The 26,570-nt window shown below is 65.2% G+C and carries 18 protein-coding genes; 8 read left to right on the top strand and 10 right to left on the bottom strand.

Annotated elements, in window-relative coordinates; translation table 11 throughout:
* Positions 1-4,341: filamentous hemagglutinin N-terminal domain-containing protein (locus tag PSV40_RS18495; RefSeq protein ID WP_300540518.1), on the bottom strand; the 4,341-nt coding region annotated here is incomplete at its 3' end.
* A gap of 22 nt (positions 4,342-4,363) precedes the next feature.
* Positions 4,364-6,100, bottom strand: coding sequence for a ShlB/FhaC/HecB family hemolysin secretion/activation protein (locus PSV40_RS18500; RefSeq protein ID WP_300540521.1), 1,737 nt, complete (start codon positions 6,098-6,100; stop codon positions 4,364-4,366).
* A gap of 335 nt (positions 6,101-6,435) precedes the next feature.
* On the opposite strand from PSV40_RS18500, the gene PSV40_RS18505 reads away from it, so the two are divergent.
* The 4 genes from PSV40_RS18505 to PSV40_RS18520 all read left to right on the top strand — a co-directional run bounded on the left by PSV40_RS18505 (position 6,436) and on the right by PSV40_RS18520 (position 10,241).
* Positions 6,436-6,684 carry a DUF2061 domain-containing protein gene (locus tag PSV40_RS18505; protein ID WP_366915048.1) on the top strand — a complete coding sequence of 83 codons (249 nt, stop codon included), beginning with the start codon at positions 6,436-6,438 and terminating at the stop codon, positions 6,682-6,684.
* Positions 6,685-6,875: 191 nt separating this feature from the next.
* Positions 6,876-9,188, top strand: a complete 2,313-nt coding sequence (locus PSV40_RS18510; protein WP_300540527.1) for an NADP-dependent malic enzyme — start codon at positions 6,876-6,878, stop codon at positions 9,186-9,188.
* 189 nt (positions 9,189-9,377) lie between these two features.
* Positions 9,378-9,785: a ribonuclease domain-containing protein gene (locus PSV40_RS18515; protein ID WP_300540530.1), complete on the top strand. Its 408-nt coding sequence runs from the start codon at positions 9,378-9,380 to the stop codon at positions 9,783-9,785.
* 54 nt (positions 9,786-9,839) lie between these two features.
* Positions 9,840-10,241 carry a barstar family protein gene (locus PSV40_RS18520; RefSeq protein ID WP_096696873.1) on the top strand — a complete coding sequence of 134 codons (402 nt, stop codon included), beginning with the start codon at positions 9,840-9,842 and terminating at the stop codon, positions 10,239-10,241.
* Positions 10,242-10,574: 333 nt separating this feature from the next.
* Here PSV40_RS18520 and rsmA read toward each other — a convergent pair whose 3' ends face one another.
* The 3 genes from rsmA to PSV40_RS18535 form a co-directional block, all read right to left on the bottom strand.
* Positions 10,575-11,402, bottom strand: a complete 828-nt coding sequence (gene rsmA, locus PSV40_RS18525; RefSeq protein WP_300540534.1) for a 16S rRNA (adenine(1518)-N(6)/adenine(1519)-N(6))-dimethyltransferase RsmA — start codon at positions 11,400-11,402, stop codon at positions 10,575-10,577.
* 225 nt (positions 11,403-11,627) lie between these two features.
* Positions 11,628-13,022 (bottom strand): peptidylprolyl isomerase, encoded by a 1,395-nt coding sequence (locus PSV40_RS18530; protein ID WP_300540537.1) that lies wholly within the window; start codon positions 13,020-13,022, stop codon positions 11,628-11,630.
* Positions 13,015-15,474 carry an LPS-assembly protein LptD gene (locus PSV40_RS18535; protein ID WP_300540539.1) on the bottom strand — a complete coding sequence of 820 codons (2,460 nt, stop codon included), beginning with the start codon at positions 15,472-15,474 and terminating at the stop codon, positions 13,015-13,017. The genes PSV40_RS18530 and PSV40_RS18535 overlap by 8 nt, the downstream gene beginning before the upstream one ends.
* Positions 15,475-15,583: 109 nt before the next feature.
* Between PSV40_RS18535 and PSV40_RS18540 the strand changes: the two genes are divergently transcribed.
* The 3 genes from PSV40_RS18540 (at position 15,584) to PSV40_RS18550 (ending at position 18,764) form a co-directional block, all read left to right on the top strand.
* Positions 15,584-16,756 (top strand): phosphotransferase, encoded by a 1,173-nt coding sequence (locus tag PSV40_RS18540; RefSeq protein ID WP_300540542.1) that lies wholly within the window; start codon positions 15,584-15,586, stop codon positions 16,754-16,756.
* Positions 16,757-16,853: 97 nt separating this feature from the next.
* Entirely contained in the window at positions 16,854-17,591 is a 738-nt protein-coding gene (locus tag PSV40_RS18545; RefSeq protein ID WP_300540545.1) for a 16S rRNA (uracil(1498)-N(3))-methyltransferase, read from the top strand.
* A gap of 3 nt (positions 17,592-17,594) precedes the next feature.
* A complete protein-coding gene (locus PSV40_RS18550; RefSeq protein WP_300540547.1) occupies positions 17,595-18,764 on the top strand; it encodes an MFS transporter in 1,170 nt (389 codons plus the stop codon).
* 60 nt (positions 18,765-18,824) lie between these two features.
* Here PSV40_RS18550 and PSV40_RS18555 read toward each other — a convergent pair whose 3' ends face one another.
* Complete coding sequence (locus PSV40_RS18555; RefSeq protein ID WP_300540550.1) at positions 18,825-19,727, bottom strand: alpha/beta hydrolase; 903 nt, start codon at positions 19,725-19,727, stop codon at positions 18,825-18,827.
* Between the two features lie 11 nt (positions 19,728-19,738).
* Positions 19,739-21,211 (bottom strand): M20 family metallopeptidase, encoded by a 1,473-nt coding sequence (locus PSV40_RS18560; protein ID WP_300540553.1) that lies wholly within the window; start codon positions 21,209-21,211, stop codon positions 19,739-19,741.
* A gap of 166 nt (positions 21,212-21,377) precedes the next feature.
* On the opposite strand from PSV40_RS18560, the gene PSV40_RS18565 reads away from it, so the two are divergent.
* Positions 21,378-22,205, top strand: a complete 828-nt coding sequence (locus PSV40_RS18565) for a DUF72 domain-containing protein (RefSeq protein WP_300540556.1) — start codon at positions 21,378-21,380, stop codon at positions 22,203-22,205.
* Here the strand turns inward: PSV40_RS18565 and PSV40_RS18570 are convergent.
* Genes PSV40_RS18570 through PSV40_RS18580 form a run of 3 tightly spaced genes read right to left on the bottom strand, consistent with a single transcriptional unit; the run spans position 22,189 to position 26,480 of the window.
* Positions 22,189-24,168, bottom strand: coding sequence for a SulP family inorganic anion transporter (locus PSV40_RS18570; protein WP_300540558.1), 1,980 nt, complete (start codon positions 24,166-24,168; stop codon positions 22,189-22,191). The genes PSV40_RS18565 and PSV40_RS18570 overlap by 17 nt on opposite strands.
* A 45-nt stretch (positions 24,169-24,213) precedes the next feature.
* Complete coding sequence (gene chrA, locus PSV40_RS18575; protein ID WP_300540561.1) at positions 24,214-25,581, bottom strand: chromate efflux transporter; 1,368 nt, start codon at positions 25,579-25,581, stop codon at positions 24,214-24,216.
* Positions 25,578-26,480, bottom strand: a complete 903-nt coding sequence (locus PSV40_RS18580; protein WP_300540564.1) for a chromate resistance protein ChrB domain-containing protein — start codon at positions 26,478-26,480, stop codon at positions 25,578-25,580. Before PSV40_RS18580 ends, chrA begins: the two co-directional genes overlap by 4 nt.
* Between the last annotated feature and the right edge of the window lie 90 nt (positions 26,481-26,570).

Below are 26,570 nucleotides of genomic sequence, written 5' to 3' on the forward strand. Positions count from 1 at the left end.
GCTGGTGCTCAGGGTGCCGGTGGCGGTCACACTGACCGCGCCGCCGTTGCCGTTGGCCCCGCCGACCGTGCTCAAGGCGCCCAAGGTGGTGTTGCTGCCCGTGAGTGTGAGGGAGCCTGCGGCGCCGCCCGTGCCCGTGCCGGTCGCCCCACCCGTCGATGCCGTGATGCTGCTCGTACCCAGTGTGCCGCTGCCGGTGATGGACACCACGCCTGCGTTGCCGCCGGCCTGGTTGGTGCCGTTGGCTGCGCTGCCGCTGGCGGTGATGGCGCCGGTGATGGACCGGTTCACGCCGGTGATCGTGATGTTGCCGGCGTTGCTGCCGGCGCGTGTGCCTGCCGCCAGCACGGTACCGCTGGTGCCCAGCGTTCCGGTCACCGTCACCCCCGCCTGCGAAGACAGGGTCACGGCGCCGCCATTGCCGCCTGCACCGCCGGCGGTATTTATCGCCAGGGTCGTGAGGTTGGCGCCGGCTGCGCCGTTGGTGACGCTGATGCTGCCGGCGACGCCGCTGGCGCCTGTACCCACCGCTGCACCTGTACGCACGGTCAGGGAGCCCAATGCAATGTCGCCAGCGCCGCTGTTGCTCACGCTGATGCTGCCGGCATTGCCGCCCGCGCCACCAGTGGTCGAACCGCCCGCGCCGCTGGCCGTTATCGCGCCGGTCTGCGTGATGCCGTTGGTGGAGGTAATTGAGATAGCTGCGCCGTTGCCACCCGTCTGGCTGGTACCCGCGCCTACACCTGCCGAGCCGCTGGCCGTGATGACCGCTGCCGTGACCCCCGCTCCCGTGATGTTGACCGTGCCTGCGTTTCGCCCTGTGCTGTTGGCAGCGGCTGTTCCGCCTGAAGTGATGATGGCGCCCACCCCTACTGTCTGCGTACCCGTGATACTCACCGCACCGCCATCACCGTTGGCGGCGCCGGTGGTGGTGATGGCGCCGGTGGAGATGGCCTTGCCGCTCAGGCTCAGGCTCGTCCCGGCGCCCGTGCTGGCACCGGTGATGGTGATGTCACCTTTGTTGGTCGTGCGGTTGGTGTCAATCGTCACGCCGTTGGCCAGCGTCACCGCACCGGTGACCGTCGCGTTGTTGGCCGCAACATCGGCCGTGGTGATGTCACCGCGCAGCGTCGTGGTCGCCGCCGTCAGGGCTGCCGAGGCGATTTCGTTGCCTGCACCGATCTGGCCGACGCTGAGCGTGCTGGTGCCGGCGTTGAGGCTGACCGTTTCTGCCGAGTTGCCGCGGATGCCGGCAAAGGCGTTGATGGCGCCGTTATTGGTGCCTACGCTGAGGTTGGAGCCGTCGGCCAGCAGCAGCGTGCCGCCGTTGGCGTTGGCCGCGTTGCCGAAGGTGATGGTGTCTGCGCTGCTGGTGAAGGTGGTCGCGGCGCCGGCGTTGACCTTGAGAGTATTGCCCGCCGTGGCAACGTAAGTCTGCGCGTTGGCGTTGTACGTGGTGCCGGTGAAGCTGATCTCGCCGGCATCGGCGCCGGCCGTGCTTGCCGTCAATGTCGTGGCGCCGGTCACCCCAGCGGCTGCCCCACCGATGTTGGCCACGCTGATATCGTTGCCCGTGACCGTCAGCGCCGACAGGGCCGTCGTCCCGCCCGTGGTGCCGCCCAGCGTCACATCGCCCCTTCCGGCCGTCAGGACCAGCGCGCGTGCTGCGCCGTTGCTGTTGACTGCGCCGTCGAGCCCGATGTTGCCGCCCGCACCCGCGCCGGCGTTGCCGCCCGCTGCGTTGAGGGTGACCGTCGCCGCGTTGAGCAGCGCCGCGTCCCTGACGCGTATGTTCGCGCCGCTGCCCGAGGCCGCCCCGCCAATCTGGTTGCCGCCCTGCGCTGTCAGGCTGCCGCCCAGCGTGATGACCGGCGTTGCCCCGCCTGCGTCCAGCGTGATCGCGCCAGCGTTGCCGCCTGCCGTCGTGCCCGAGGCGCCCGCGTTGCCGCCGCTCGTGGTGATGGCCGCCACCGTGACATCACCGCCCGTCGAGGACACCGACACCGCTGCGCCGTTACCACCCGCCTGGTCGGCGCCGTTGCCGGCGCTGCCGCCCGCGGTGATGGCCGCCGCGGTGAGGGCTGCGCCAGCCTGCAGGGTGACGGTGCCCGCGGTGCGCCCGGCGGTGCCGGCCTGGGCTGTGCCGCCGCCTGTGCCAATCGTGCTGGTGCTCAGGGTGCCGGTGGCGGTCACACTGACCGCGCCGCCGTTGCCGTTGCCGCCGCCGCGGGTGGTGATGACCCCTGCGGTGACGTTGCCGGCCGTGTTGCTCACATTGATGCTGCCTGCCACCCCTCCGGCACCCGTGCCCACGCCAGCACCAGTCTGCGCCGTCAGCGTGCCCACGCTGACGGCACCCGCCACCGTGTTGCTCACCGTGAGGCTGCCGGCGTTGCCTCCTGTCTGGCCGGCGCCGTTGCCCGTGCTGCCGCTGGCGCTGATGCCGGCCGTTGTGACACCCCCTACGCCGGTGATGTTCACCGCGCCACCTGCACGCCCAACATTGCCCGCACTTGCCGTCCCGCCTGTGGCCGTGATTGCACCGGCCAGATTGACCACGCCGGCAGACGTGATGCTCAACTGGCCGGCGTCGGCATTGGCCGCCCCGGTGGTGGTGATGCTGCCTGCCGCCGTGCTGGTCACGCTGGCCCCCGACAACGTGATGCCACCGGCCTGAGAACTCAGGGCGGCGCCCAGTGCCAACGTGCCGGCGCCGCTGTTGTCGGCATCGGCCTTGAGGTTGATGGCACCCGCCCCGGTGACACTGAGCGCCGCGTTGACGTTGATGTTGTTGTTGGCCTCAAGGCTGATGCTGCGGCTTCCTGTGACGGCCAATGCATTGCTGAGCGTGATGTCGTTGCCTGCCTGAAGAGTGATGTTCCCTGCAACCGCGTTGAGGGTTGCCACGGACACGGTTTGCGTCGTGCCGGACTGTGCCGCAAAGGTGCTGACATCGGCATAGGTCGCCGGTCCGGCGTTGCTGACAATAATGTTCAGCGGATCCAGCAGCAAGGTGCCCGCCTCACCGCGGGCCGCCCCGAGGTTGGCGGAACCGTCGAACGCCAGGGTCTGTTTACCGGAGACTTCGGCAAAACCGCCATGGCCGGAGTCGGACCCACCGGTTGCCTTGATCGCGCCATAAAACCCGGTGGCAGCATCCGACCAGACAACCACCTTGCCGCCATCACCTGAGCCGGCGGCACTCGCGTCGATCACCACATCTCGCGCTACCAGGGTCAGGGAGGCGTTCTGCTCTACACCCTTGCCCTGGTAGTTACCGCCAATCAGCACAGTGCCGCCGCCGACCTGCCCCGATGCGTCAATTCGTGCGCCCGCGGCCAGAAACACCTTGTCGCCCAGTACCTTGACCGTGCCACCGGTTTGCCCGCCATCTGCACCGGAGGCATTGAGCTCACCACTCACAGCCACGACGCCGGTTTTTCCGCCGCTCAGCACAATCAGGCCGTTGCGCTCGGTGGCGGAAGTGGCGCGTATCACGCCGGTCTGGTTGATGACGGTGGCCATCACATCGCCCAGTGCGCTGGCCAGCACGGCGACCTGCCCCCCCTGCGCCGTGATCACGCCGCTGTTGGCGGCGACGGCGTTGGCTGCTGCGGCATCAACCGAAAAGCTCACCAGGCCCGCGCCTGAGGTGTCCACCGAAACACGCGCGCCCGCCACCAGCCCCACCGAGCCGGCGTCGGCGTTGATGGACCCGCTGTTGCTCACGCTGGGGGCGGCCAGCAACACGTAGCCGCCGCGCGCGGCCCGGATGTTTCCGCCGTTGGTCACGGTACTTGCATTGCCATTGCTGCTAAAGGTGTAGCGGCTGGCCATGAAGTCTTCGTTGCTCAGAGCCAGGGTGGACGCGACCAGTCCGCCCACATGGACTTGCGCACCGGGCGCAAACATGACACCGGCGGGGTTGATCAGGAACACCTGGCCATTGGCGCTGAGCGAGCCATAAATGGAGGACGGAGCCGCTCCCACCACCCGGTTCAGCGCGACCGAGGCCGCACCAGGCTGCACAAACTGCATCGACTGCCCCGTGTCGATATTGAAGCTCTGCCAATTCAGGATGGCTTTGTCGCTGCCCTGGGTCACCACCATGGCATTGGCGTTGGGTGTGCTGATGTTTGCCTGGCCGGCCACGAGGCTGGCGCCCTCGGGCAGGGCCGTCGCCAGCGTTGAAAAGCCCGCCAGCATGGCTGCCAGCAGGCGCGACAAAACACGGCCGCTGCGCAGGCGATAAGTGGCGGTGAGCTTGCGCGACAGGCGAACCACCACCGTGCGAACCGTCCAGGGGCGGTAGGCGCCGTGTTTTGCGGATGGATGGGTCATGGCTGTTTTCTTGCGCCGCAGCTCAGAACCACTTCTGGGCGGACACCCAGGCGCGCGGCGCCCGGTCCGGATCACCAGTGGAAGGCGTGGACCGGGTTGTGCGCCAGGCCAGGTAGGTGGTGATCAGGAAATTGTTGACTCGCCCGGCCAGCGCGCCTATGCCCACCGAACCCAGGGCAATCCGGTTGGTGACGCCCGGCACCGCGGAATCATCCTGGTTGAACCGGACCGTTCCGTAGTCATAAAAGGCCGCCAGGCTCACCGGCTCGCCGGCCAGCGTGACGGGCGGCGGCAACTGATAACGGTACTCGAGGTTGAGCAGCAGCCCGGCGTCCCCGATGCCTTCGCCCACCGGGTAGCCCCTCACCCCGTTGGGACCGCCCAGCGCCATTTTTTCGGCCGAGGCAAGGTTTCGCGAGGCCAGTTGGGTCTGGAAACCCACCTGCACACTGGACCCGCTGCCGAACAGCTGGGTGCGCTGGAATTCGAGGTTGAGCTTGCCGAAGCCGCCTGCCGTCCGCAGGCCGCCGGGGCCCTGGTCGAAACCGCGGCTGATCGCATCCAGCCGGGTACGTCCCAGCGTCCCGGTCAACGCGTAACTACTGAAGCCGCCGGATCCGACCACGTCATCAGAGAAATTGCCCAGCAAGCCGATGCGCGCTGATGCGATGCGGCGCTCGCTGTCATTGGCCGGTGTGGCGATCTGGTCGCTGAATTTTTTGTCTTCCAGGCTGAGCAGACCATACAGGTTGTTCTCGCGCGAACGGATCAGCGGCCGGGTCAGGGAAACGCCCAGGATGTCCGCTTTGCCGGTGGCCCCCAGCGCTGCAAATTGTTCGCCCAGGGCGTAGTCGGTCCGGGCGGCACTGACCGCGAGCCGGGTTCCGGCGGCATCGACGGGAACCGCGTATGCCAGGCGGTACAAATTGCTGCGTGTGGCGTCGCTGGTCTGGACGCGCGCGCTGAACACATCGCCGCGCCCCAGCAGGTTGCTGACATTGAGGTTGGCCGACACATGCAGGGGCCCGGCCGCGCGTGCGCCGAAGTTGTCCACGGCTACCGAGCCATCCACCTGCGGACCCTGCGCCCGAATCGTCACGGTCACGTCGGCCTGCCCGGGCCGCTGGCCCGGCTCGACGGTGGCGCTGGCTTCCACGCCGGCCAGGTCCCGCAGAAGCAGCACGGGCTTGTCCAGCAGGTATTCGCTGATCAACGCCCCGGGTTGCAGATTGGCGCCCACCACGCGCCGGGCGTAGGACGCCGACCCGTTGTCGCCCTCGAACTGAATACGGACCCTGCCGATGCGCGCCTCGATCACGGCAATGGTGACCGTCCCGCCGACCGCCTGGAAGGCCTGCTCGGGCAGATAGGCTTCCGTCAGAAGGTAGCCCTGCGCCCGGTAATGCCGGCTGACAAGGGCAACGGCCTCGGGCAGTCCTGCCAGGTCGGTCTTCCGGTTGACGCGATCCGCCAGCAGGGCTTCCAGGGTTTGCTGGTCAAAGAGGCTGTTGCCCTCGAAGCGGAAGCCGGCCGGGGTGATGGACACTGCGGCCTGAACCGGCAGGACCGGTTTTCCGGCAGGCAGGCTGATCGGTGGCGCCCCCGGCTTGGGCAGCATGGGGATCTGGCGTTGCGGTTCCTGCAAGGTACCGGCATCAGGTCTATGGACTGTCTGGGCGAAAACAGACGTGCCGCCCACGGCCAAAAGCACCAGGCAGGAAACCGGCAAAAAACTGGGCAGCAGGTGGCGACGCTTCAAGGAAAGTTTGATTGTTAAAAAAATTTACAAAAAGCAACCAATTGCAATAAACATTATTGAGCCTTTCGTCAACAGGTGCGCGGGCTTATTGATGCAAACGACTTATAGATGTCGCAGCAATCAAACAAAACGGGGATTTTTCACAAATCCATACGCAGAAAACAACGTAGCCGCTCATGCAACAAACGCTGGCGATAACTTCTATCCGTGCGGTAGCCAATCTCAATTGGCGAGTTAAATAGTCAATCTATATAGTCTCTAGAACTTGAATAAATTTTAGCTATTTATCAATCTCAGCTGAAAACTGACACTTCCTCCAACCAGCCCCAAGGAGCATGAACATGGCCAAGCTTGTACGTGCCAATTTGCCCACGTTGAAAAAGACGGCCAGCTACTACTTGGTTCACGTCACGGTGGCAGCAGCCGTGGCGTTTGCCGTGACCGGCAACCTGCTGCTGTCCCTCACACTGAGCCTGCTCGAGCCGGCGATTCAGGCCATTGCCTTTTTCTTCCACGAAAAGGCCTGGCAACGCTGGGGCGGCCGGGCCGCCGCAACACCGGCTGCGATGGGCGCCAGCGCCTGAACCCCGCGCCACTTGCTCTATCGGCGCGGTCCGCGCGGTCAAGTGACCCCTGATCTATGTGGAAAAGTCAAAAGCGCTGCACCGTTTTGCGTAGATCCACGTACTAGGGTTTTCCCCTTGGACGACCTACAATCGCAGACCTTACAAAAAAATGACGGCCCTGCCGGGGCCGCCGCTCAGGAGACAACTTCATGCCCGCAGTGCCAGCCACCCCCGACAGCCAGGAAAAGCGCGACGAGCTGCGCCGCGCCGCGCTGGAATACCACGAGTTTCCGACTCCCGGCAAGATCGCGATCGCCGCCACCAAGCAGCTGGTCAACCAGCGCGATCTGGCACTGGCCTACTCGCCCGGCGTCGCGGCCCCCTGCGAGGAAATCGTCAAGGATCCGAATGCGGCATTCAAATACACCAGCCGCGGCAACCTGGTGGCGGTGGTGACCAATGGCACGGCCGTGCTGGGCCTCGGTGACATCGGCCCGCTGGCCTCCAAGCCGGTCATGGAAGGCAAGGGCGTGCTGTTCAAGAAGTTCGCCGGCATTGACGTCTTCGACATCGAGATTGACGAGAAAGACCCGGCGAAGCTGGTCGACATCATTGCCTCGCTGGAGCCTACCTTCGGCGCCATCAACCTCGAGGACATCAAGGCGCCGGACTGTTTTTACATCGAGCGCGAACTGCGCAAGCGCATGAAGATCCCGGTGTTTCACGATGACCAGCATGGCACGGCCATCACGGTCGGCGCCGCGATCCTGAACGCCCTGAAGGTGGTCGGCAAGCACCCGACGCAGGTCAAGCTGGTGACCTCGGGGGCGGGTGCCGCGGCGCTGGCCTGCCTGGGGCTGCTGCTCAAGCTGGGCATTCCGCGCAGCAACATTTTCGTGACGGACCTGGCCGGCGTGGTCTACGAAGGACGCACCGAGCTGATGGACGAAGACAAGATCCAGTTTGCGCAGAAGACCTCGGCGCGGACCTTGGGCGAGATCATTGAAGGTGCAGACATCTTCCTGGGCCTGTCGGCGGGCGGTGTGCTCAAGAAGGACATGGTCAGCAAAATGGCCGCCAGGCCCATCATTTTTGCGCTGGCCAACCCCAACCCCGAAATCACGCCCGAAGACGTCAAGTCGGTGCGTGACGACGCCATCATGGCCACCGGCCGCACCGACTATCCAAACCAGGTCAACAACGTCCTGTGTTTCCCCTACATCTTCCGCGGCGCGCTGGACGCGGGCGCCTCCACCATCACGGTCGAGATGGAAATTGCCGCAGTGCATGCCATTGCCGAGCTGGCGCAGGCCGAGCAGAGCGAGGTGGTGGCCGCCGCCTACACCGGCGAGCAGCTCGCGTTCGGGCCGGAATACCTGATTCCCAAGCCGTTTGACCCGCGCCTGATGATGAAGATCGCGCCAGCCGTGGCGCAGGCGGCGGCCGACAGCGGTGTGGCACTGCGTCCGATCACCGACATGGACGCCTACCGGGAGAAGCTCCAGAGCTTTGTCTACGCCTCGGGCACGACCATGAAGCCGATTTTTGCGGCCGCCAAGAAGGCCGTCAAAAAGCGCGTGGCCTATGCCGAGGGTGAGGAAGAACGCGTGTTGCGGGCCTGCCAGATCGTCGTGGACGAGGGCCTGGCCCGGCCGACGCTGATAGGCCGGCCGGCCATCATTGCCCAGCGCATCGAAAAATTCGGCCTGCGGCTGCGTGAGAAGCTCGATTACGACGTGGTCAACGTCGAGCAGGATCACCGCTACCGCGACTTCTGGCAAACCTACCACCGCATCATGGAGCGCCAGGGCGTGACCGTGCAGATGGCCAAGATCGAGATGCGCCGCCGCCTGACGCTGATTGCGGGCATGCTGCTGCACAAAGGCGATGTGGACGGACTGATCTGCGGCACCTGGGGCACCACCGCTCACCACCTGAACTACCTGGACCAGGTGATCGGCAAGCGCCCCGGCGTCTGCACCTATGCCTGCATGAACGGCCTGATGCTGCCGGACCGCCAGGTGTTTCTGGTCGACACCCATGTGAACTACGACCCCACGGCCGAGCAGCTGGCCGAGATCACGACCATGGCGGCAGAGGAAATGATGCGCTTTGGCATCAAGCCCAAGGCCGCGCTGCTGTCGCACTCGAATTTTGGCTCGTCCAATCTTCCCAGCGCACTGAAAATGCGCCACACGCTGCAATTGCTGCGCGATGAAGCCCCGTGGCTGGAAGTCGATGGTGAAATGCATGGCGATGTGGCGCTGGATGCTGCGTCACGCGCCGCGGTCATGCCCAACAGCACCCTGTCCGGCGAGGCCAATTTGCTGGTTCTGCCCAACATCGACGCGGCCAACATTGCCTACAACCTGCTCAAAACCGCAGCGGGCGGCAATATCGCCATCGGCCCGGTTCTGCTCGGTGCCGCCAAACCCATGCACATCCTGACCGCCAGCACCACGGTGCGCCGGATTGTCAACATGACAGCCTTGACCGTGGCAGACGCCAACGCAACCCGATAGGGTGTTTTTAGACAGCTAGCACTAACTTATCGCCGCACTGAACGTTGCGATAGACTGCCTGAATTTTGGGCAGGCCCTTGCGTTTTCCTGCCGGATGCGTCAAACTCTACCTCTTGAAATTTAAGGGTTAACCCGGCAACTGCTAAATAACTGGCGGCTGGCTCTGGTTCAAGAAAGACGGATTTTTCCATGTTGCGAAAAAGTGGGGCCGGTTGGCGGCTAGCCGCAGCAGTCGTTCTGGCTGCTTTGAGCACGGGTTTCAGCCCGTCCGGCGTAGAGGCCAAAGGGCCAGTCCCCGAGGCCGAACTCAGCACGATTTCAGGCGCGGCCCTGCCCGAGCAGGGGCGCCACATGGTCCACTTGATTTACCGGGGGGGCCCGTTCAGGTACGACAAGGACGGTTCGGTGTTTGGCAATCGGGAAAGAATACTTCCCGCCAAAAATCGCGGTTACTACCGTGAATACACCGTCAGAACCCCAGGTGAGCGCAGTCGGGGCGCCCGGCGCATCGTTTGTGGTGGTTTTGTACCCACCACGCCCGATGCTTGTTATTACACCGATGATCACTACGCGAGTTTTCGCAGAATCGCTCAATAAGGTTCAACAGTGATCGTCAACTTTGAATTATTGACTTAAGAAAGAGACGCGGAGATGGAAACACCACTTCGTACTGTTAGACCCAATATCGTGCAATCCATACGCGCTTTCCGCGTGCAGGACTTGCAGGATGCTGCCACCCAGCTTGGCCACCACTTCCTCTATGCCAACTTGGGCAACGCCCAGAGCAAGCAGGACGTGCTGGACATGATCGCGGCACAGTACACATTCCCGGCGCATTTTGGCAAAAACTTTGATGCGCTGTACGACTGCATGACGGACCTGGTTCACAAGTCCGGACCGCAGCCCGGCTTCATTGTCCTGCTGGAGCAGATCCCTGCAAATGCCAAATTTGACAAGGAAGCGCGCGAACAACTGCTGGATATCTTCAGGGATGCGGCGGACTACTGGGCGGATCGAAAAATTCCGTTCAGATGTTTCTATTCTTTTCTGTAGCCCGCTCCCCAGACATTGGCCAAGGGGATCGGGCGAATGAGGCCCAGCAAGCAAACAGTGCAGACGGTGAAGAGCCGATGCCGACCGACAAACTGCTCGACGTGTCGCCGCTGGCGCTGCGCATGAGCAGCCCGTTCAACGCGGGTTACTGGTTGGCCGCGGCCTGACGCTTGCAAACACGCTGCGAAAAAGCCCGTTGTTCAACGGGCTTTTTTCATGGTGAACCGTCGCCTGGCCGATCGCCCCCGGACTGACTGAAAAACGGCTGCCAGCGCCCGATGGATGGGCGCTGACAGCTATCAATTAAATAGCAAAAGGACGATCCGCCAAGGCTCAGGCGGCCGGCCCGTTTTCAAGCGCTTGGGCCAGCGCCACGTACTCGAGCACCGGCACTTCCTCGGCGCGGCGCTGCACATTAAACGGCGGGCTGTGTGGCCGCTGCTCCAGCCATTGGCCCAGGGAGTGGCGCAGCAGCTTGCGGCGCTGGCTGAAAGCCACACGCACGACCTCGCTCAGCAGCTTGACATCCACCTTCTCCGGCGCAGCCCGGGGGACCATGCGAACCACCGCGCTGTCCACACGCGGCGGTGGATCAAAACTCTGCGGCGGCACAAACAGCACGTTTTCCATCGCATAACGCCACTGCAGCATCACGCTGAGCCGCCCGTAGTCACTGGTCGCGGGGCGGGCCACCATGCGGTCGATCACTTCTTTTTGCAGCATGAAATGCTGGTCTTCAATGACCTCCACCGCGTCGAGCAGATGGAACAGGATGGGTGTGGAAATGTTGTACGGCAGGTTACCCACCACCCTGAGCTTGTCGCTTTCTCCCCCTGCCGCTTCGGCTGCGGCGCCGCCCCGGGCAGAGGCGTCGGCCTGCACCTGCTGCGCCAGCTGCCTGAAATCCACCCTGAGCACATCGGATTCGACCACCGTCAGTTGTGGATGCGTACGCAGCTGCTGCGCCAGATCACGGTCCAGCTCGATCACCGTCAGGTGCCCGAGGCGTTCGGCCAGGGGTTGGGTCAGGGCTGCCAGACCAGGGCCGATTTCCACCATGGCCTGGCCAGGACGGGGGGCAATCGCGTGCACGATGCCATCGATGATGGCGCGGTCGGTCAGGAAATGCTGGCCGAAGCGTTTGCGCGGGATATGTTTCACGCTAGCCCGGAGGCGGAAGTTGGACGGTCCCGGACGTCTCTTTCAAGCAGGGGCCGCGGGTCCGGCTTTGCCAGTCCGCGGGCGCAGCGGCCCCCTCGGGGCTGGTGCCCGCGGCTCCAAACCTGCTTGAGCAGGTTTGGACAGGCGCCAGAAGCGAAGCCTCTGGCGAGCGGCGGCCTGCAAGGTGCAGGGAGCGACACGCGGTGCGCGACCGTGGGGGCCACATCATTGGGGCGGGTCCCGGTACTCCACGTAGGCGCGGCCGCGCACTTCCTGCGCCCAGGCGCCGTAAGCCTCTTCAAACTTTTTCTCGCGCAGCGAGGCACGCACGATTTCACGCTGCTCGCGCGGGGACAGCTTGGTATTGCGCCGCTCCAGCACCTGGATCAGGTGAACGCCGAAACGCGACACGACGGGATCCCCGACCTGGCCGGTCGCCAGGCTGTTCATGCGCTCCTCGAACTCGGGCACAAACTGGCCGGGGCCGGCCCAGCCCAGGTCACCACCGTCCTTGGCCGAGGCGTCCTGGCTGTTCTCGCGGGCCAGCGCGGCAAAATCGGCCTGTCCGGCAGCTATGCGCTTCTGGAAATCTGCCAGACGCGCGAGGGCGGCCGCCTCGCCAAGCTGGGCCGTGGGACGCAGCAGGATATGACGGGCACGGGTTTCCACCACCGTGGCACCCGGCATGCCGGCGCGTTTTCGCTCCAGCACCTTGAGCACGTGAAAACCGGCACCGCTGCGCACCGGCCCGGCGATACCGCCGACCGGCACATTTTTCGTGGTGTCGACAAAAAGCTCCGGGTAGCGGTCGGCCAGGCGCAAGCCCATCTGGCCGTCGGCGCTGCGCCCCGGCGCATTGGAAAACTCGCCCACCAGCGCGGTGAAGTCCGTCCCGCTGCGTGCGCGTTCTGCCGCCAGCTGCGCCCTGGCTTGGAGACTGGCGACCTGGGCCGGGGTGGCGTTTTCGGGAACGACCACCAGAATCTGCGCGAGGTTGAGCTCCTGCGCGGCGGAGTCGACCCCGGCTTCCTGCTCGCGGATGAACTGCTCCACCTCCTGGTCGCTGACCTTGGCCTGGGACTCGAGTTCACGCTCCCGGATCCGGGTCAGCAGGATTTCATTGCGAAGGTCGTTACGAAATTGGGCAAAGACCAGCCCCTGGGCGGTCACGCGCTGACGCAGCTCCTCAACGGACACCTGGTTTTGCCGGGCGACATTGAGCACCGCCTCATCCACCATGGCCTCGCTGACCTGCACCCCCAGTTCCTTGGCCAGCTGCAGTTGTGCGCGCTCCACGATGATGCGCTCGAGCAGCAGCCGTGCCAGCTCGTTTTTGGGCGGCAGCGCCGTGCCTTGCTGCGCCATTTGCTGCTCGGTGCGCAGCATGCGCGCGCGCACCTCGTTGTTGGTAATCGGCTCGGAGTTGACCACGGCCACGATGTAGTCGGCCTGCCGTTGCACACCCGCCCCCGTACCCAGGGTGCCCAGACCCGGTACCCGCAGCTGGCCGGGCGGCCTCAGGACCTGGGCCTGCACGGAAAGGGCGGGCAAGCCCAGCACCAGCGCCAGCGCGGCGGCGCAGCGAAAGCCAGGACGGGAGAGAAAACTGGATTTAGTCATAGTTGGTAAAGCGGCTGGGTGTCGTGCCCTGCTCACGCAGGTACTGGTAACGCGGGATGTTGGCTTTGAGGGTTTTCAGCGGATTGGCACCGATGCGCGAGAAACCGACGAACTCCAACTGGAATTTGATGCTCGTGCTGTTGGATGAACTGCCTGCCAGAACCTGCCCCAGTTGAGTACGCTCCAGCACAACGCGGCCGATCCAGCAGCAGCCGTCGTATTCAATGCCCAGCACCATGTCCACGAATTTCTTGTCCGGCACACTGTAGTTCAGGCGACCAACGCTGTACCAGCGCCCGGCGCCTTGGCCACGTCCGGCACCCAAGTCCTTGCCTTTGTCGCCCCACAGATCATTGATCGGCCATTGCCAGCCCACATCGAACTGCTCACTGACATTGCGCTGGCGGCGATAGGAGGTGCTGATAACGCGGTAATTGCCGGGGTTGTAACGGGCGCCCACCGTCGAACGCTCGGAAATATTGGTCTTCGGGTTGTACTGAACAGTGGTGTCAAGTGCCCATGCCGGCGCCACACCGATGGACGCCCCGAAAATCAGGTCGCTGAAACGATCCGTCACCGGCAAACCCCCAGGCAAGGTGACCCGCTGGTCCTTGAAGCGCAGGCGCTGCGCCACGCCCACACGCAAGGCCTCGGCACCGGTTTTCGGATCCAGCAGCCGTGAAGTGAGACCAAGCGTCAGCAGGTTGGAGTCTGAAATTCGGTCGTTGCCAACAAAAGTATTCTCAGTGAACACCGTTGCGAAATTGAAGTCGTTCGCACCCGAATCGTAGTTGGGCAGGTTACTCTGATCGCGATAGGGCGTGTGCACGTAGAAAGCGCGCGGCTCCAACGTCTGGGTGTAGGCGCGTCCGAAATAACCGGCCTCGCGCTCGAAAGTCAGACCGCTGTCCAAGCTGAAGGTCGGCACCGTGCGCGAAGCTGTCCGCGCACCATTGGCCAGCGGCCCGTCGAACTGGTAGGTCGCGGTATTGAGCATCAGCTTGGGCGTGATGTAGCCCCCAGGCCGAATCCAGGGCCGGCTGACCTGCGCCAGCGCGAACGCACGGTTGCCGTTGGGCTGCCGGGTCAGTGAGCGATCGGATTCGAAACGGGTGTAGTCGGTGGTAATCGAATAATCCAGCCCCTCCAGCCCCGCTACCGGGACATTCACGCGTGCATAAGTCGCGGTGAGTTGCGGCAGGCGGTCATACGGCGGAATGATGGTTGAGGTGACATCCTGCAGGGTCTGGTAGGTGAGGGTGCGCAGCGAGGTCGTGAAATACCCCCGGCCCCAGCTCACGGTGGCATCGTTGGCCAGCAGGCGCTGCGTCAGTGAATTGCCTGCGCGGGGGAAATCGCGCCAGTAATTGTTATCACTAACACGGTTCAGGTTCAGACTGAGACCCACGCCGCCGATAGCCGCGATCCGGGTATCCAAGCCCCCGCCATGAACATAGTTGTAAGACCAGCGGTTACTGTTGCGCAACCGGTCGCCGGGCATCAGGCTGGCGCGCAGTTCGCCCCTGTAAGCCGGCTCCAGATAACGAAACTCGCCGGCCAGGTCCACCCCGCGCTTGCTCATCAAGGTCGGCGAGAAGGTGGCATCGCGATTCGGTGCAATATCAAAATAATAGGGCACAGTCACGGCCGTGCCACTGAGACTGTCGATTGCAAGTGTTGGCGGCAACACGCCGGACTTGCGCTTGTCACTGAGCGGAAAGCTGAAGGTGGGCGCCGCCAGGATAGGCACATTCATGAAGCGCAAGACACCGCCCGACGCCTCGCCAACGTCCGCTTCCCTGTCGAGCTTGAGTGTGGTCGCCTTGACAATCCACGCCGGCATCCAGCTCGGACCCTCACCGCGCTGGCAGGTGGTGAAGGTGGCGTTGTGTGCCACCAGGCGCTTGTCGTCCAGAAAGTCGATGCGGTCGGCTGTGCCGTAACCGTCGTTCTGCAGGAACCGGTAGTCCGGTGTCAGGAAAAAGCCCTCGAAGGTATCGAGCTTGATTTCCAGTTCCGGCCCGTTATACAGGTTGCCCGAACTATTGACACGCACATTGCCCCGGGCCTTGACGACATCGGTCGGCTGGTCGTGCTCGATCCGGTCGGCGCGTATCGCCGAACCGCCGCGGCGTAGCTCGGCCTCCCCCTCAACCACGATTTCGAGATCCGGGCGGCCCGACACGCGGTTGCCAAAAACAACGGTCGGCAGCCCGATGCCCGGGCCGCCCGGCGGCTGCTCGGCCAGCATGGACGAGCTCCTGAGCAGCACCGGTGCGCCATCACTGGTTTTGACACCCGGCAATTCCTGCGCCTGCCCCGGGGTTGGTACCGGGCTTTGGGCATAGGCCGGCCCGCCATGCCCCAAACCCAGCATGGTGCAGGACACAAGGCTGAGGACGGCATGGGCGACCGGAGAATGAATAAAACGCGAGCGGGATGCGCGATGCATCGGAAGTATGAGATAAACCCGTTTGTGAAAGCTGGCCCGATTATCCTATGCCCACCCGACCCTTTCCCCATCTTTTGATGTATCCATTTGGGGCACGCCGAAAGACCGCATGACCGAATCCCCCATTGTCTGGCCTGATGCCACCCGCGCCCGCGCTTTTTCGGCCTGGCTGCAGACCCATGCTCCCACCCACGGCCTGCTGCCAGAGACGGTGCAACCCGCATCGGCCGACGCCAGTTTCCGCCGCTATTTCCGGGTACGTACAGCCGACGGCGGCAGCTGCATCATCATGGACGCCCCGCCCGCGCAGGAGGACTGCGCGCCTTTTGTCAAGGTGGCCGGGCTGATGGCCGGCGCCGGGCTGAATGCGCCACGGGTGCTGGCCTGGGACCAGGCCCAGGGCTTCATGCTGCTGAGCGACCTGGGCGCCCGGACCATGCTCGAGGTGATCGAGCAGCAGCCCAAAGCCGGCAAGGCCCAGCGCGCCTACGACCTTTACCGGGAGGCGGTCGATGTTCTGGTCCGCTGGCAGCTGGCCTCGAAGCCCGATGTCCTGCCGCCCTACGACGAAGCCCTGCTGTCGCGTGAGCTGGCCCTGTTTCCCGACTGGTATGTGGAAAAACACCGGGGCATCACGGTGGACAGCACCCTGCGCGGCAAGCTCGACGGCCTGTTTGCGCAGATCAAGGACAGCAACCTGAATTCGCTGGGCGGCGCGCGCGTGTTTGTGCACCGCGACTTCATGCCCAGGAACCTGATAGCCCCCACGCTTTTCACTTCGTGTGCCTCCGGCGTTGCGCTGCCCCTTACATCGGGAACAGGGGCTGATTTTTCCAGGGGCGGCCCGTCGGACAATTTCACCACCGCAACCGGCAACAGCGGTCTGGGGATATTGGACTTCCAGGATGCGGTTTACGGGCCCATCACCTACGACATCGCCAGCCTGATGCGCGACGCCTTCATCAGCTGGCCGGAAGACTTTGTGCTCGAGATCACCGTGCGCTACTGGGAGCAGGCGCGCAAGGCCGGCCTGCCCGTGGGGGATGATTTCGGCGAGTTTTACCGGGCGGTGGAGTGGATGGGGCTGCAGCGCCACCTCAAGATTCTGGGCATTTTTGCGCGCCTGACCCTGCGCGACGGCAAGCCGAAATACCTGGCCGACACGCCACGCTTCATCACCTACGCCCGTGCCACCTGTGCCCGCTACCGCCAGCTCGGGCCGCTGATGGTGTTGCTCGACGAGATTGAAGGCAACGAAACCCGGGTGGGCTACACGTTTTGAACCCTCTCTTCAGCATCAAATCAGGCTCTAGCCCTTATCAAACAAGTGCCGACAGCTATATATTTTATAGCAACATGCATACTCTTGAGAGCCGGCCATGACGGCCCGCTTCTACGCCGACCTGCCGCTGCGCACCGGTGACTCGCTGGCCCTGCCCGAGCGCGCCGCGCGCCACGTGCAGGTGCTGCGCCTGCAGCCCGGCGCCGGGATCACGCTGTTCAACAGCCAGGGCGGCGAGTTCCAGGCGACGATTGAACGCATGGGCCGCAGCGACGTGCAGGTGAAGGTCGACGCCCACAGCGCCGTGGAGCGCGAAACCCGCCGCGCTGTGCACCTGGCCGTGGGCATGCCGGCCAACGAACGCATGGACTGGCTGCTCGAAAAGGCCAGCGAGCTCGGTGCGGCCAGCATCACCCCACTGATGGCAGAACGCTCGGTGCTGCGCCTCAAGGGTGAACGCGCCGACAAGAAGGTCGCGCACTGGCAGGGCGTGGCCATCGCAGCCTGCGAACAGTGCGGGCGCAACCGGCTGCCACCCGTGCATGCGGTCGCCACGCTCGGCGACTGGCTGGCCGCGCTGGCGCCCGCCTCGGCGGCCACGCCCAGGCTGCTGCTGTCGCTGCGCGCCGGCACGCAGCCCCTGGGGCAGGCCCTGGCCGCCTATGACAGCGCGACCCCCGTGACCCTGCTCAGCGGCCCCGAAGGCGGCCTGAGCCCGGCCGAAGAAGACGCCGCGCTGGCCCGCGGCTTTCTGCCGGTGACCCTGGGCCCGCGCGTGTTGCGCGCCGAAACCGCGCCGCTGGCCTGCCTGGCGCTACTCACCCTGGAAGCCTGAACGATGAACCGCAACCTCTGGCTGCTGGCTGTGTGCCAGGGCCTGTTTCTCACCAACAACGTGACCTTCATCGCCATCAACGGCCTGGTCGGGCTGGCCCTGGCGCCGCTCGGGTGGATGGCCACCTTGCCGGTGATGGGTTATGTTGTGGGCGGCGCGCTGTCCACCGGCATCGTCGCGCGTACCCAGAAACGTTTCGGCCGCAAGACCTCGTTCCAGCTCGGGCTGGGGGTGGCGGTGCTGTCGGCGCTGCTGTGCTGTTACGCGGCCTACAGCCGGAACTTCTGGCTGCTGGTGGCCGCCACCGTGGTGGCCGGTTATTACAACGCCAATGCCCAGCTCTACCGTTTTGCCGCTGCCGAACTGGCCCTGCCTGCGTTTCGCGAAAAAGCCGTGTCGCTGGTGATGGCCGGCGGGCTGATAGGCGCGATTGCCGGCCCCAATCTGGCGGCGGGCACGCGCACGCTGACCGCCGTGCCTTTTGCCGGCGCCTATTTCGCGCTGGCCGGCGTGGCCTTGCTGGCCATGGCCTTGCTGGCATTCATCCACTTCCCGCCAACACCGCCCCAGCAGGCGGCCAGCGGGGGCCGGCCGCTGAGCGAGATCATGCGCCAGCCGGTGTTCATCGTCGCGGCCGCCGCTGGCGCGCTGGGCTTCGGGGTGATGAACCTCCTGATGGCCGCCACGCCGATTGCCATGCAGGTCTGCGGCCTGCCGTTTTCCGACGCGGCGCTGGTGCTCGAGTGGCATGTGATCGGCATGTTTGCGCCCGGCTTTTTCACCGGCCACCTGATCAAGCGTTTTGGCACGCTGCCCATCATGGCCGTGGGCCTGGCGCTCAATGTGGGATGTGTGCTGGTGGCGCTGTCGGGCGTCGAGCTCCACCAGTTCCTCGTCGCGCTGTTTTTGCTCGGGGTGGGCTGGAACTTCCTGTTCACCGGCAGTACCACGCTGGCCCTGACGGCCTACCGGCCCGAGGAAAAAGACAAGGCGCAGGGCGCGCTCAATTTCTGCGTGTTCGCGGTGCTGGCGCTGTCCTCGCTGGCGTCCGGCGTGCTGGTCACCACCCAGGGCTGGACGCTGCTGAACCTGGGCTCGCTGCTGCCGCTGGGGCTGACAGGGTTTGCACTGGCCTGGCTCGCACTCCGGAACCGGGCCTTGCGCAGCGCCTGATTCACTATTGATTCAGGAGCTGTCCACGCAACAAGGACGAGGGCTGGAGGCTTGTTTGATTTAAAACCTGGCGTCCAGCCAGGCCTTCAGGCTGGCAAACACCGGCGCCGCGTCCAGCTCGTTGAAGATCTCGTGGTACAGCCCGTCAAAACAGCGCGTGGTCACGACCTGGGCGCCGCCATTGCTCGCGGCAGCCTCGGCAAAAGCGCGGCTGCCGGCCGGGTTGACCAACCTGTCGGCGCCGGCATACATCAGCAGCGTCGGTGTGCTCCAGGTAGCTGCGGCGGCCACCGTCGCCGGCCCGGCGGTCGCGATGAACCTGGCCAGCCGCGCTGAAATCCTGGCATGCACCAGCGGGTCGGCCAGGTACTTGCTGACCACCTGCGGGTCATGCGAGATGAACTCGGGCTTGACGCCGTTGTTGACGCGCAGATTGGGTGCAATCGCCGGCAGGGTGGCCAGCAATAGTTTTTGAATCGCATTGAGCCCGGGATCGAGCGCCGGCGAGGACATCACCAGGCCATCGACCGGCCGCAGCCCGAGCGACACAAAACGGCCCGCCACCAGGCCGCCCAGGCTGTGGCCCAACAGGATCAGCGGCAGCGGCCCGGCCGCCTCGTCCCCGCCGCCAACACGCGGCAAGCGCAGTGAGCGCAGGCGGGTGTCATCCACCACTTCGGCCAGGTCCTCGAGCAGCAGGGTCTCGCTGGACAGGCCGCCGCGCTCGCCGCCCGATTCCCCGTGACCGCGCTGGTCATAGGCGCGCACCGCGAACCCCCAGTCAAGCAGCTGCCGCGCCACATGGTCATAGCGGCCGGCATGTTCACCCAGGCCATGGACCATCAGCACGACCGCCCGCGGAGGCAGGCTGTTGTCGGACGGCCAGGCCTCCATGGGCCACTCGTAGATCGCCAGATTTTCGCCGTCGCGGGCCGTGAACGGCGCCAGCAGGGGGAGGTCCATGCAATGCCGATTCAGGGCATGCGCGCGATGACGGACGCCACGGCGGCGGTGATTTTCTTGGCATACGGCACATGCAGGAATTCGTTGGGGCCGTGTGCATTGCTCTTCGGACCCAACACGCCGCAGACCATCATCTGCGCCTTCGGAAAACCCTGGCTCAGCATGTTCATCAGCGGAATCGTGCCGCCCTGGCCGATGGTGCCGCAAGGTGCCCCATAAAAAGCCTGTGAGGCTTCGTTGAGCGCCTGCTCGAACCAGGGCGAGGTGGTCGGCGCATTCCAGCCGGTGGCGCCGCCGGCGCTTTCAAACGTGACCTTGGCCTGGTAGGGCGCATTGTCTTCGAGCAGGGTCTTGAGCTCCTGCACCGCGCTGCCGGCATCCACCAGCGGCGGCAGGCGCAGCGACAGCTTGAAGGCGGTGTAGGGCCGCAGCACATTGCCGGCGTTGCCCATCTCGGGAAAACCGTCGGCGCCGGTCACGCTCAGCGTGGGTTTCCAGGTGCGATTGAGCAGGGCTTCGACCGGGTCGGTGGTGGTCGGCAGCGCAAAGGTGGTGGCGCCGCCGCAGTCGTAATGCGCCCACGGGAAACGCTTGTAGATCTGGTCGCCCAGGATCTGCGCGGTGGCCTGGGCCTGCGCCAGCCGCTCGGCCGGAATCTCGCAGTGAAAGCTTTGCGGCAGCAGGCGGCCGGTCTTGCTGTCCTCGAGTCGGTCCAGCACCTGGCGCATGATACGAAAACTCGAGGGCACCAGCCCGCTGGCGTCGCCGGAGTGAACACCTTCGGTGAGGATCTCGACTTTCAGCACACCGCTGGCCATGCCGCGCAGCGAGGTTGTCAGCCAGAGCTGGTCGTAGTTGCCGGCGCCCGAGTCCAGGCAGATCACCAGCCCCACGTCGCCGAGCCGCGTGCGCAAGGCATCGACATAAGGCAGCAGGTCGTAGGAGCCGCTTTCCTCGCAGGTTTCCACGAGACCGACGATGCGCGGGTGCGGCACGTTCTGGCTTTTCAGCGCCTGGATCGCGGCGATGCTGGCGTACACCGCATAACCGTCGTCGGCGCCGCCGCGGCCAAACAGCTTGCCGTCTTCGTACTTGGGCGTCCACGGGCCGAGGTCCTTGCGCCAGCCGGTGAACTCGGGTTGCTTATCGAGGTGGCCGTACATCAACACGGTTTCGGTGGAGCCGGGCTTGGTGGCAGGCACCTCAAAAAACAGCACTGGCGTGCGGCCTTCCAGCCGGACGATCTCGAGCTTGAGGCCCTCGACCTTTTGCGCCTCGACCCAGCTTGCGGCATTGCGCATGACCGTGTCCAGGTGACCGTGGCCGGCCCAGTCGGCGTCAAAGGACGGCGACTTGGCGGGGATGGTGATGTAGTCGGTGATCTGCTTGACGATGTCGCCGTCCCACTGGGCGCTGACCTGGGACAGGGCCTGGGCGGCGTCAAGCACGCTCGCGGGAATTTCTCGATGCAGGGGGGCGTTCATGAATAAACTCCGGGAAAAGGGGTTCAGCGGGACGGTCCGGCTGAGCTGTCACTGTAACCGTGCTGCGCCCATCGTGCCAGACTGTCCTTCGGGGAACGCTGCACATCAGGGCATTGTCCGGGACCCTGGCGAAAACGTCATCCCCCTGTTTGCGGGAGTATCTGCCTTGAAAACATCCGTCAGCCCTCTCCCCGCCATCCGTGTCGGCATTGGCGGCTGGACCTACGCGCCCTGGCGCAACAACTTCTACCCGGCCAAACTGCCACCCAGCCAGGAGCTGGGCTACGCCAGCCGCCAGCTGACCGCCATCGAGGTCAATGGCACCTACTACAGCAGCTTCAAGCCGCCGACCTTTGCCAAATGGCGCGACGAGACGCCCGATGACTTTGTGTTGTCGCTCAAGGCCAGCCGCTTCACCACGAACCGCCGGGTGCTTGCCGAAGCCGGCGGGTCCATAGCCCGCTTTGTGGACAGCGGCATCAGCGAGCTCGGTAGCAAGCTCGGTCCCATCGTCTGGCAGTTCATGCCGACCAAGGTGTTTGATGCGGAGGATTTCGGGGCTTTCCTGGCGCTGCTGCCGAAAGCCGTGGACGGCCGCCAGCTGCGCCACGTGCTGGACGTGCGGCATCCCAGCTTCATGTCGGCGAACTACCTGACGCTGGCGCGCAAATACCGCTGCGCGACGGTGTTCACCGATTCACCCGACTTTCCGTCCTTTGCCGACCTGACGTCTGATTTCGTGTATGCCCGGCTGATGCGCAGTGACGCCAGGCTCAAGAGCGGTTATGCCCCCAGGGCCCTGGACGCCTGGGCAGCGGCGGCCCAGACCTGGGCCCAAGGCGGCGAGCCGTCAGACCTGCCGCGGGTGGAGGCCGCGAAACACAAGGGCGCGCCCAAAGACGTGTTTGTGTTTTTCATCAGCGGCGCCAAGGAAAAAGCGCCGGCGGCCGCGACCGGCCTGTTGCAGCGGCTGGGTTTCAAGGCGCAGGCCTAGGGACGGCCGAGTCGCCCACGGGATCAGGCCCGGGCACGCTGCGGCACTCCTCGAAAATACGCGCCGTGCATTGTCGGCAGATGGCCGGGTCCAGCCGCGTGAAAATCGTGGCGATGGCGCTGCGCTTGTCGGGGAACTGGTGCTCCGGTCCGAGCAGCCGCGTGAACCCGGTGGTCTGCCACATCTGGATGACTTCGGGACGCGGGCGGTGAAAGTACAAGTCGCCCCCCATCGCCCGGCGCGCGTTGAGTTCCGCCTCCCACAGCTGGGCACCGGCCAGGTCGATGAAATTCATGCTTTTGCCCATCACCAGCAGGTGTTTTTGCGGATGGGGCGCATGGCGCAAGGCATGCAGGGTGTCGGCCACATGCTGGGTCGCACCAAAGTAAACCTCGCCCTCCATGCGCAGCAGCTTGAGTTGCGGGCATTCCGGCAGGAATGTGGCCCCCACGCTCCCCACTGCGTGTGGTTCGCTGCCCCCCGAGGGGGCGCTGCGCCTGCGGCCCGGCAAAGCCGGTTCCGCGGCCCTGGCTGGTGAGGAAGGAGCTCCGGGCTGTCGGGCGCTGCTGCTGCCGTCTTCGGCGGCGTCGGCATCGTCAATCACCACGAATTGCCGGTCCGCTGCCCGGCTGTCGAAGCCCATGGCGCGCATCGCCGGTTTCGAGGTGCGGTACAAAAAGGACATCAGCGACAGCAGCGTGCCCAGCAGGATCGCGATCTCGAGCCGGATGCTGACGGTCGCCGCCAGCGTGGCCAGGGCCACGGCAAACTCGGTGCGGCTCAGGCTGAACAACTGCCGCCAGCGCCCGAGGTCCAGCAGCGAGACTGCCACCAACACCAGCAGCGCCGCGAGCGCCGCCATCGGAATCTGCGCCAGCAGCGCCGCGCTGACGGCGACCAGGCCCAGCAGCAACAGGGCCGAGAAAACCGACGCCAGCGGCGTGCGTGCCCCGGCCTCCAGATTCGGCATGGACCGGTTCAGCGAGCCGCAGGACACGTAAGACGAAAAGAAGCCGCCGATGATGTTGGACAGGCCCTGGCCGCGGAACTCGCGGTTCGCGTCAATGCGCTGACCCGAGCGCGCGGCCACCGCCTTGGCAATCGAGATCGACTGACCCAGCGCCACAATGGTCAGCGCAAACGCCAACCCCAGCAGCTCGGACAAGGCCGACCAGCTCACGCTGGGGATGGCAAATTTCGGCCACGGCGTGGTGATCTGGCCGACCGTGCGCAGGGGCAGCGGCGTTGCACTGACATGTGTTGTCCAGACCCAGGCCAGCGCCGTCGCCGCCACCAGCCCGGCCAGCATGGACGGCCAGCTGGGGCGCAGCCGCCGCACCAGCAGGGCCACGGCCACAGTCACGCCAGCCACGGCGAGCGCCGCCGGCTGCACCGAGCGGGCCATCGCGGCCACATGCAGCAGCACCGCGGCAGCCCCATGGTCGGCTGCGGCCGGCAGGCCCAGCAGGTCGGGCAGGGCGTACACCGCGATCAACACCGCCGCCCCCGAGGTGAAGCCGAACAGCGCCGCAGGCGAGATGAAGTTGGCCAGGGAGCCGAGCCGCAGCGCGCCAATCAGCCACTGCATGATGCCCACCATCACCGTGACCGCCAGCGCCATCTGGATGTAGCCCGGGCTGAAGGCCAGCGCCAACGGCGAAAGCATGGCAAACAGCGCCAGCGAGTTGGCGTTGGTCGGGCCCGACATCACATGCCAGCTCGAGCCGAACAGCGCGGCAATGATGCAGGGGATGATGGCGGTGTACAGGCCATATTCCGGCGGCAGCCCGGCCAGCGTGGCAAAGGCAATGCCCTGCGGCAACACCAGCACCGCGCCCAGCAGGCCCGCCATCAGGTCGGCGCGCAGGCTCGCCGGCGTCACCTGGTGCACCCAGTGGCCGAACAGCCGCTCAAACAGCTTCAGCGCCGGGGCAACGTGTTTTATTTCCGGATGGCTTTGCATGGGCTGGAGCATACCGCGGCGCGTGTGACACGCCGCAGTCCCGCCTCAGGCCAGACCGCCCAGGCGCAGCAGCAGGCCGGCCAGCGCGCTGGCGGCGATGACGGGAATCACACCCACCTTGTAGCGCAGCAGCGCCAGGCTGGCAGCGGCCATGATGGCCAACGCCGGCCACGCCACGTTTGAAGGAAAACTGCCTGTAGCGCCCGCCGGCAAAGCGACGTGCGCTATAAAAAACAGACCAAGACTGGCAATCACGCCAACCACGGCGGCCGTGATGGCCGCCAGCGGCGCGGTGAAATGCAGCTTGCCGTGGGTGGACTCCACCAGCGGTCCGCCCGCCAGGATAAAAATGAACGACGGCAAAAAAGTGAACCAGGTCACCAGCAAGGCCGCCAGCGCCGCGCCCTGGAACAGCGCGTCCGGCCCCAGCACCTCCTTGGTCCAGCCTCCGACAAAAGCCACAAAGGCCACCACCATGATGAGCGGGCCCGGCGTGGTTTCGCCCAGCGCCAGCCCGTCGATCATCTGCGGCCCGCTGAGCCAGCCGAACTGTTCGACCGCGCCCTGGTACACATAGGGCAGCACCGCATAGGCGCCGCCAAAGGTCAGCAGCGCCGCCTTGGTGAAAAACCAGCTCATCTGCGTCAAGGCGCCGTGCCAGCCCTGCCAGGCGAGCAGTGCCCCCATCGGCAACAGCCACAGCGCGGCGCCCACCGTCAGCACCCGGGTCAGGCGCCTCGTGCTGAAGCGCGCGTGGCCGGGGGTGGGCGTGTGGTCGTCGATCAGCGCGGGCACGTGGGCCCGAACCGTGCCGCCATGCCCACCATCGGCGGCAAACTGCCCGGGCGCAAAACGCGCACACAGCCAGCCGGTCAGCGCGGCGCCCAGCACCACCCAGGGAAAGGGCACCTGCAAAAAGGCAATTGCTACGAAACTGATAGCTGCCACCGCCCACGGGACGGGGGCTTTGGCCGGATTTTTCAATGACTTGCTGCCGATGCGGTGCACCGCCTGCAGCACGATGGCCGCCACCGCCGGCTTGATGCCGTCAAACATCCCGGCGACCAGCGGCACGTCGCCAAAGGCCACGTACATCCAGCTCAGCGCGATCAGGATGAACAGCGACGGCAGCACGAACAACGCGCCGGCCACCACACCGCCCCAGGTCCGGTGCATCAACCAGCCGATGTAGGTGGCCAGCTGCTGCGCCTCCGGCCCCGGCAGCAGCATGCAGTAGTTGAGCGCGTGCAGAAAACGCTTCTCCGAGATCCAGCGTTTCTGCTCGACCAGCTCGCGGTGCATGATGGCAATCTGCCCGGCCGGCCCGCCGAAACTGATGAAGCCGAGCTTGAGCCAGAACCGGAAGGCTTCGCGAAAACTGACCGCCGTCGGTACGTCGGTGGTCTGCGTCATGCGCCAGCGCCTGTCATGGCTTCCGGCTTCCAGCTGTGTGTTTCGGGCGGTTGCCCTTGCCACACGGCTCTGGCTTCGCTGGCGCACCAGGCGTAAAGGGCGTCGTACAGCGGCATGGCGGCTTCCAGCATGCTGTGGTCGTCGGCATGCAGGCGGGACAAACCCAGCGAGAAGGCCAGCAAGCCGGCGCACTGCGGCTCCAGCGCCAGGCGGTCGGTGTCGGCCCCGCGCACGATGCGGGCCAGGCGGTCCACGGCCGGGTCTTCAATTTCGAACGCGCGAAGCAAGCCATCAAAACTGCACCACTCGCCTTCGTGCGACACCGGTGCGCCCGGAATGTCGTAGGCCACGGCGTGCAGTCGCGCCGCTTCACTGAAGACCTGCGCGGTCGGCACGTAGAAGAATTCGGCGCGAGTATCGATAAAACGTCGAATCAGCCAGGGACAGGCGATGCGGTCAATCTTCGGGCGCTCGCGGGTGATCCAGCGCGACGCTTGCTCACCGGTCACGCCCCAGTCGGGGCGCTTGCGCATGGTGGGCAGCGGCGTCGTGCGCCACCGGGCAATGTCGGATGCGGTGTCGACGCTGTCTTCACCACCTTCGATGCCGCCGGCCAGCAACCAGGCCTTCCAGCCGGCTTGCAGTAATTGGGCGACCGCGTCCTCGCTGGCCTTGTGGCCATAAACGCAGTAAACAACGACTTCGCGCGGCGGTTGCGAGGTGGCAAAAGCGGCCACCCCTTCGGGTTGGCAGCGCACGGCACCCGCCAGCATGCGCGGGCTGTCCAGAAAGCTGCCTTCGCGGCGAACGTCCAGCAGCAGGGGCGCGTCCGCGCGGCCCATGCGGACAGCGAGTTCTTCGGGGGTGATGCGGGGAACGGAAATGAAAGAGGTGTCCACGGAGTACTCCAATGAGTTGCCAGCGCTTGGACGGACACCGTCTATCTGTGAAGAGTCGGGAGGCTGAAATCCCGATGCGGAAATAATAGC

Source organism: Polaromonas sp. (genome assembly GCF_029945925.1).
GTDB lineage: Bacteria > Pseudomonadota > Gammaproteobacteria > Burkholderiales > Burkholderiaceae_C > Polaromonas.